We start from the raw sequence: 7122 nt of genomic DNA, 5'->3' as shown, positions 1-7122 counted from the left end.
ATGAAGCGAGCAATTTCACTCATTTTAAATCCTGCTAATTGTAATTTTTATCTTTGCGCACTAACGCCCTGTTAAGGTGTGAGCAACGCATACCGAAGCTACCGCATACCACCTTAAACACTGAACGCAACGCATAATAAAAATGCCATGCGTTGCGAATCACTCTTAAACAGTTTGTTAGCTTAATTACCTAAAGCGCTCTGTATACTCATTAAACACCCACCCCTCAAGCGTGCTACCATCTTTTTGAGGTACAGCAACCTTTACCCAGCTACGCTCTTTCTCTAACACGTACACCAGTTGACCAAAGACTAAGTGAGAAATAATTTCTGCTTTCACAGAAGCAGAAGATCTTAAACGAACTCCATCACCACTAATAAATCTATTCGTAGCAGTGACCTCAACTCCTGTACTTTGAGGCAACTTTTTAATTGTGTTTTTCTGTACTCGAAGAGGTTCGTTGTTGTTTTGAAGATACTCTGTCACCAACGGTTGCACATAAACAGCAACAAATAGAGGCATTACGATGAAATTAAATAAGTACTTAAGAAAAAATAGGAAAAAAGTGGGTAACTTTTGAAGAGTTCTCTCGGCGTCTCTTTCAGAGATTTGCTCTTCTTGAAGGTTATTTCCAACCTCAGCCAATACTTCTGAAAATTCAGATAACTCTTGTTCGGTATATAAAGAGTTGAGCGCATCAAAATGACTCAGCGATGCTGCATTTATGACAAAGTTAAAGGCATCAATTTGTTTCAAAGATGCTGCATTTACAGCTAGGTCAAAGGCTTTAAGTTGATTCAAAGACGCTGCATTCACAACTGAGTCAAAGGCTTTAAGCTGATTCAAAGACGCTGCATTTACAACTGAGTCAAGAGCTTTAAGCTGATTCAAAGATGCTCCATTTACAACTGAGTCAAGAGCTTTGAGCTGATTCAAAGACGCTGCATTTACAACTGAGTCAAGAGCTTTAAGCTGATTCAAAGACGCTGCATTTACAACTGAGTCAAGAGCTTTAAGCTGATTCAAAGATGCTGCATTTACAACTGAGTCAAGAGCTTTAAGCTGATTCAAAGATGCTGAATTTATAGCTAAGTCAAAGGCTTTAAGTTGGTTCAAAGACACTGCATTTACAACTGAGTCAAAAGCACTAAATGGCTTCAAAGAAGTAGCATTTACAACTGAATTAAAAGCATCAGACTGCTTTAATTGAGCCTGATTTTCGAACGATTCCATAAATTCAACATGTTTCATCAGCGAAGGTTTTCCAAAAACACTAAACAACTCTAAGTTACTACTGTACTTACTCAAATGCCACTTTTATCCGATTAAGCTAACGCCCTGTTAAGGTGTGAGCAACGCAATACCAATGCTCCCGCATACCACCTTAAACACAAAACGCAACGCATAGCAAAAATGCCAAGCGTTGCGAATCACTCTTAAACAGATTGTTATGGCTCTTTATCGACCTAACTTAGCCAGACCATTTTGTAGGTAACTAGGTAAAGGATACTTTGATGCTATATAATCCACTGATTCAGCATGTTGCGAAGCTAGCGCTTCAGTATATAGATTATCCCAGTCATCAGCACTTTCTTCACTAGCTCCACGACCAATTAACATAAGTGCTTGTAGTTCTGCTAGTTGTTCTGAGCTTAATGACGCTATTTTCTCATAGAGTTCACTTGTACCAGGAAGCTCTTCCATTGCAGCATCAACTGCATCAGACAAAGAGACTACCTGCGGACGTCCTGTCGTAGGATAGCAATCTTGTGCCATCTCGATGATCTCATGTACAGTTTCGATGCTTAAATTATTCATAACTACTCCATTACTTTGATTTACATTGCCAAAAAACAACTTGTAGCATAACACTCTACTTTATATGGAGATAAAGTAATTTCGAGTACTTGAAAGGAAGACGGGAGCCATAACGCCCTGTTAAGGGGTGAGCAACGCAATACCAAAGCCGCCGCATACCACCTTAAACACAAAAACCAACGCATAGTGAAAATGCCACGCGTTGCGAATCCCTCTTGAACAGTTTGTTATGAGCGTGTTCAGGTGACACTCTTACTATATTGATATGAGTGATTAGAACCATAATCGATCAACTTTACTTTTCGGAAGCCATTTTTCTCGTAAAACCGCTGTGCGGCAGTGCTGAAAGTTGGTGTTTCCAGCTCTATAACGGTTCCGGGGCGAGCTAACTCCAAAAGAAAGTCGAGGGCAAATTTACCAATCCCCATACCTTGATGAGTTGGTGCAACAAAAAGCCTTAATAACTTGAGACTGTCCTGCTCCACTGAAAAGTAAAACCCACCAACAACATCGTTTTTATGCTTAATCACATAATATGAGTAGCGCTTCATTGCCTTGAGTTGATACTCATAATCATCATAGCCAGGTGGACCTGAGCCGCAGAGCTTTTGATCTGTTGAGAATGCTGAGACCTGAATATCTAGAAGGGCTTCAATGTCACTTTTACTCGCTTTTTCAATCGAATTCATTGATAAACCTCTTAGCTCATAACGCCGCGTTAAGGTGTGACAAACATCAGTGTGCCAGAATCTGAGCGAAGCGAAAATGGCACGCGTTTGGAATCACTCTTAAACGCTTTGTTAGTACCTGCGTCAAAACCCGCATTGACACGCCAAGATATTGAAAAATAGCACAAAATCTTTGGTTTTAAACGCGAAAGCTAAACGGACAACTGCCCTACTAAAAATTGCACTCAAAACGAAAGTTGGCAAGAAGAAAAACATGCAAAACTAACGAATTTTCAATAGCTTTGAATTTGCAAAGAATACTGACTTCAGATTTTCGCTGCGACACCAAAGAAAGGATGTATCGCCGATAAACCATCCACAAGAAAGAAGCCACACCAATGAAATTGCTGACTACGTTAGAGACCGTAAACGACATTGTTAACGCGATCACTGCACATCTAGTGCCACCGGAGCGAACGTGAAAGGCACGTTTGGACCGCTGTAAAGCAGAACAAAGAAACCAATAAACTCCTACATTTACAAACTTTCACATTCAAACCTGTACTAACGCCGCATTAAGGTGTGAGCGACGCTTGGCTATACTTGAGCGAAGCGAAACTGCCAAGCGTTGCGAATCACTCTTAAATGCTTTGTTAGGCAATATCTATTAGCGCCAGAAAACTTTCAATTTCTGTTGGGTTTGTTAAAAACCATTCGTTTCCTGGGGCATCTGGTAGTTTCCTATCTTTTAAGGTGAGTAGTCCGTGTAAGGTACTTTCTAATACCCTAGGAGTATCCGTTTTTATCAGAAGATCTAACACTGGTGTTTCAGGTAATGCTGTTCCTGCTTGCGACATAATTCTTAGAACAGCATCTCTGTCGCTCATTCCAATCTTGCATTCCCAATACTCATCACCACACCGCTCCGCAAGTTTCTTGTATGCAGGATAGTAATATAGGTATACGCTTGATGCTCCTTTACCTAGTATTTTCGATGCACTCAGAGTTATCGACTCTTCTTGAGGTTGTAGCTGTGGTAAATCAAGCTCCTGATTAGTTTCTTCGACTTGATCAGTAGAGACATTTGAAATACTCCAATACCCTGTGCTTGGATTGGCTGCTATTTCCTCCTTTCTCAAGTTTTCTAACGCTTTTTTTACTGTCCGAGGTACATCTTGAGCATTGGCAGATTTCCCACCCAACTTCACATGCATATCTACAACTGCGGTAACAATGTCATTTCTTGCCGCAGTTTTACCAGCAAATAGCGCAACAATTAACTCGCGACAGATCGTGGGAGTTAATGGGATATTCTTATATTCGTAATTATCTAAATTCATTTTGAACTTCTATTGCCTAACGCCCTGTTAAGGTGTGAGTAACGCAACCACAATACTCAACTAAGCCACCGTAATCACACTACTCAAATTTAACAGCAAAAGTGCCAAGCGTTAGGAATCACTCTTAAACAGTTTGTTAGGCACTTTTCGACCTTAGTACTCCCAAGAAACGTTATAATGCAAATAGTTGTCCAAATGGTCACTATTATAAAATGGCAGATCATTTGGATCATCCGAGTTGTGGACAGAAAAGTAACCACACTCGATTCCATATTTTTTGTTGACCAATCGAGCTAACTTTCTAGTCATTTGCTCTCTTTGTTCAAGGCTACGTGAATCTCTAAACTCAAAAAGATTCACCAGATACTTTCCAGACTTTGTGATTACAATGCGATGATCTTCAATTAACGCTCTAACCAGCGTTGAAGTGTTGTCAAGCACCCATAACCAACAGCCACCATACATACCTGCCTCTGGAGGAGAGCTTTCACTTTCCACTTGTATAACCAAAGAAGAAAATTCCTCAGCTAATGAATGTAATTTATTTTTCTTATGTGAAAAGAATGGAGACAAATCAATTAGTGAGGCGCTTATTGCATTTTGTGTATCCTCCGGATGAACAAGCTCATCACCACTAGGTAACTCATCGGCAACAAGAATAAAGCCAAAAGTATTCTTAGCTACATCTCCCCTGTCAACGAGAACTAAAATATCGTGTGCAATTCTTTTTCCTTGAGCTTCATTACGAACAACTACACCTATTCCATTTATACACTCGTGATAGAAATCTAAACCAGGAATATCCATTAACTCTTCGATTAATCCGTACTCTTCGATTTCTTCTTCCACCATGCTGTAATCACCACGGTATGGCCAGCGCCATTCTCGCTCATGGCTCCAGTCAATTGGCACTCTTGACGTTGGGTTATAAGTAACATACCTATATTGTTCCCTTTCAGGTAAGACATTGGAGTCAATAATTCTCGCTCTTCCCCCTCGCCCAGAAGGGAGCCAATAATCTTTGTCATCTAAGCCATATATGACAGGGTTAGCCCCTGCAATAAACATATCATTTTTAGGGAAGATAAGGGCAAAAGGACTCATTGCTTCCCCTCGTCGGTGACGAGCTTCACCAGATTCAATAAACGCAGCTATTGGCATTTCAGTAAAACAAACAGCAGGATCTGGCCCATATATAGTCCTAGCGCCATTCCTATAGGACCACGTTGCCCATAACCGTCCAGATCTAATAGCACACCGAAGCATGAATAGTGCAGAGTAATGCGTATCTTCCGTTACGTTACCCCATCCCATATGTTCAACATATGGGACTGAATTATCACTTTCGAAATCAATATCCCGAAAAAAGTGTATTAACCAACTAGATAAATCAAACCGTATAGAATTAATTGTCATATTATTATCTCTGAACTTGTGCCTAACGCCATGTTAAGGGGTGAGCAGCGCAATACCGATGTTGCTGCAAACCACCTTAATCACTAAAATCAACGCATAGTGAAAATGCCACGCGTTGCGAATCCCTCTTGAACATTTTGTTAGTTGCACAATGCGCACTGAATTTTTTGCTTATTTTCAGTGATATATTCTATGTCGTTTAGATAAGCTTGAAGATGGCCTTGCTCAATATTTTCAGCAAAGGATTCATTACCATTTTCGGCTTCACTACGCATAAAGGATACTAAAGCCTGCAATCGCTGAACCATTATATCGGCTAATTGCTCTCGTTCTGATTCAGTTGCACCGTAACTGTCACAGAACAACCTAGCTCTAGCTAACTGTTCTGAGATTGTGCCTAACTTATCATTGCTGTCCGTTTTGAACGGAGACCAACAATAAACTGAATATGCTAGATCCCATACTCTTGGTGCAGGGTGCGCAGTATCGAAATCAAACACACCAACAACCTTATTTTCTAATAGGGCAACATTGTACGGAGTAAAGTCACCATGACAGATAACCTCGAATGGTTCTCTCGGCTCTAACATCCATCGGTGTGCATTAACATCAATTTGCTCCAAGAGTGAAACTGTTGAGTCATGTATTTTACGTAATAATTTACCCGCAGACATGAGTGCATCATTTGTTGCGATTGCGCCAACAAGCGGATAATTATAGGTATTACCTGCGACAAAACTTAAGATTTCTTGGTTTTTATTAACACCTAGAAACTTTGGGATTTCATCTACCTTTGCTCGCTCAAGATGCTTCAAAATAAGATGAATAGTAGAACTCCATGACTGAAGAGGTCGATAAACGACTTCACCATCTCGATATATTGCAGATTCTCTTCCACCTGATAATTCTTCCATGATACCTCCCTGTGCAACTAACGCCCTGTTAAGGGGTGAGCAACACAATACCGAAGTTGCCACATACCACCTTAATCACTTAAACCAACGCATAGTGAAAATGCCACGCGTTGCGAATCCCTCTTAAACAGTTTGTTAGTTCTTTGGCTCACCAAGCGATTTTGGTTTGTAACCCAACGCATCCAAGTCGATACCTTGCTCTAACAACATTCTTTCAAACAGTGGTAATAACGGACCCAAATTTTCGTTTAATGTATCACGAACTGTGTCCACAACTACTTGTGTACCGCGCTCGATTTCTATGTTGATGAAGTCTCCAACTTCTTTTGATTCAAACACCGTCATTCGACGAGTTTCTGGGATAAGCCAAACTTCAAACCACCCTTCTTGTTTATTTACGTCAGCAACTGTGAGACTTGCTCCGTTAAGTGCTATATAACCTTTAGAAAAGACATACCTTTTCCAAGCATTTGGAAGTGCTAAACGAATGCAGTAATTGTCCTCTATTTGTTTTACGTCGACGATCGCAACATTGAAGTCAACATGACCTGAGAGAGGGTGGCCGCCAATTTCTGCTCCATCCTTCGCAGCCCTCTCGGCATTAACTAGTTGGGTAGCATGATATTTGCTTAAAGTCGTAATTAAGAGGCTTTGCAGCATAACGTCAAACTTAACGCGAACATTTGATAGTATTTCAGTAACCGTTAAACACACACCATCGATTGCAATACTGGCCCCAACTTCTAAGTTGACACAAAAACCATCAGGAAAATCGATAACAAAGGTCCTAATTCCTTTTTGATCGGTTACATCAACTATTTTGGCTACAGCCTGAACTATTCCTGTAAACATATTTTCCCTTTTATTACTGATGTTTAATCCTAAGAACTAACGCCCTGTTAAGGTGTGAGCAACGCAATACCGATGCCGCCGCATACCATCTTAACCACTAAACGCAACGCATAG

General features: G+C 40.5%; 7 protein-coding genes. All 7 read right to left on the bottom strand.

All coding sequences use genetic code 11. The features are described 5' to 3' along the window. Positions 1-186 precede the first annotated feature (186 nt). Positions 187-1251 carry an SH3 domain-containing protein gene (locus R7O03_RS22190; RefSeq protein ID WP_318132047.1) on the bottom strand — a complete coding sequence of 355 codons (1065 nt, stop codon included), beginning with the start codon at positions 1249-1251 and terminating at the stop codon, positions 187-189. 207 nt (positions 1252-1458) lie between these two features. Next, on the bottom strand, positions 1459-1818 hold the full coding sequence (locus R7O03_RS22185; RefSeq protein ID WP_318132046.1) for a DUF3775 domain-containing protein: 360 nt from the start codon (positions 1816-1818) through the stop codon (positions 1459-1461). A gap of 239 nt (positions 1819-2057) precedes the next feature. Next, entirely contained in the window at positions 2058-2507 is a 450-nt protein-coding gene (locus R7O03_RS22180; protein WP_053343012.1) for a GNAT family N-acetyltransferase, read from the bottom strand. A gap of 632 nt (positions 2508-3139) precedes the next feature. Beyond that, positions 3140-3826: a GIY-YIG nuclease family protein gene (locus tag R7O03_RS22175; protein ID WP_025580625.1), complete on the bottom strand. Its 687-nt coding sequence runs from the start codon at positions 3824-3826 to the stop codon at positions 3140-3142. Between the two features lie 153 nt (positions 3827-3979). Next, positions 3980-5242 (bottom strand): DUF4427 domain-containing protein, encoded by a 1263-nt coding sequence (locus R7O03_RS22170; RefSeq protein WP_318132045.1) that lies wholly within the window; start codon positions 5240-5242, stop codon positions 3980-3982. Between the two features lie 140 nt (positions 5243-5382). Further along, positions 5383-6156, bottom strand: a complete 774-nt coding sequence (locus R7O03_RS22165) for an aminoglycoside phosphotransferase family protein (protein ID WP_262902358.1) — start codon at positions 6154-6156, stop codon at positions 5383-5385. A gap of 135 nt (positions 6157-6291) precedes the next feature. Further along, complete coding sequence (locus R7O03_RS22160) at positions 6292-7008, bottom strand: riboflavin synthase (RefSeq protein WP_031848070.1); 717 nt, start codon at positions 7006-7008, stop codon at positions 6292-6294. Positions 7009-7122: the final 114 nt, after the last annotated feature.

This window comes from Vibrio sp. Vb2960, assembly GCF_033337665.1.
Classification (GTDB): Bacteria; Pseudomonadota; Gammaproteobacteria; order Enterobacterales; family Vibrionaceae; genus Vibrio; species Vibrio alginolyticus.
This window is presented reverse-complemented; position numbering and strand designations above follow the sequence as displayed.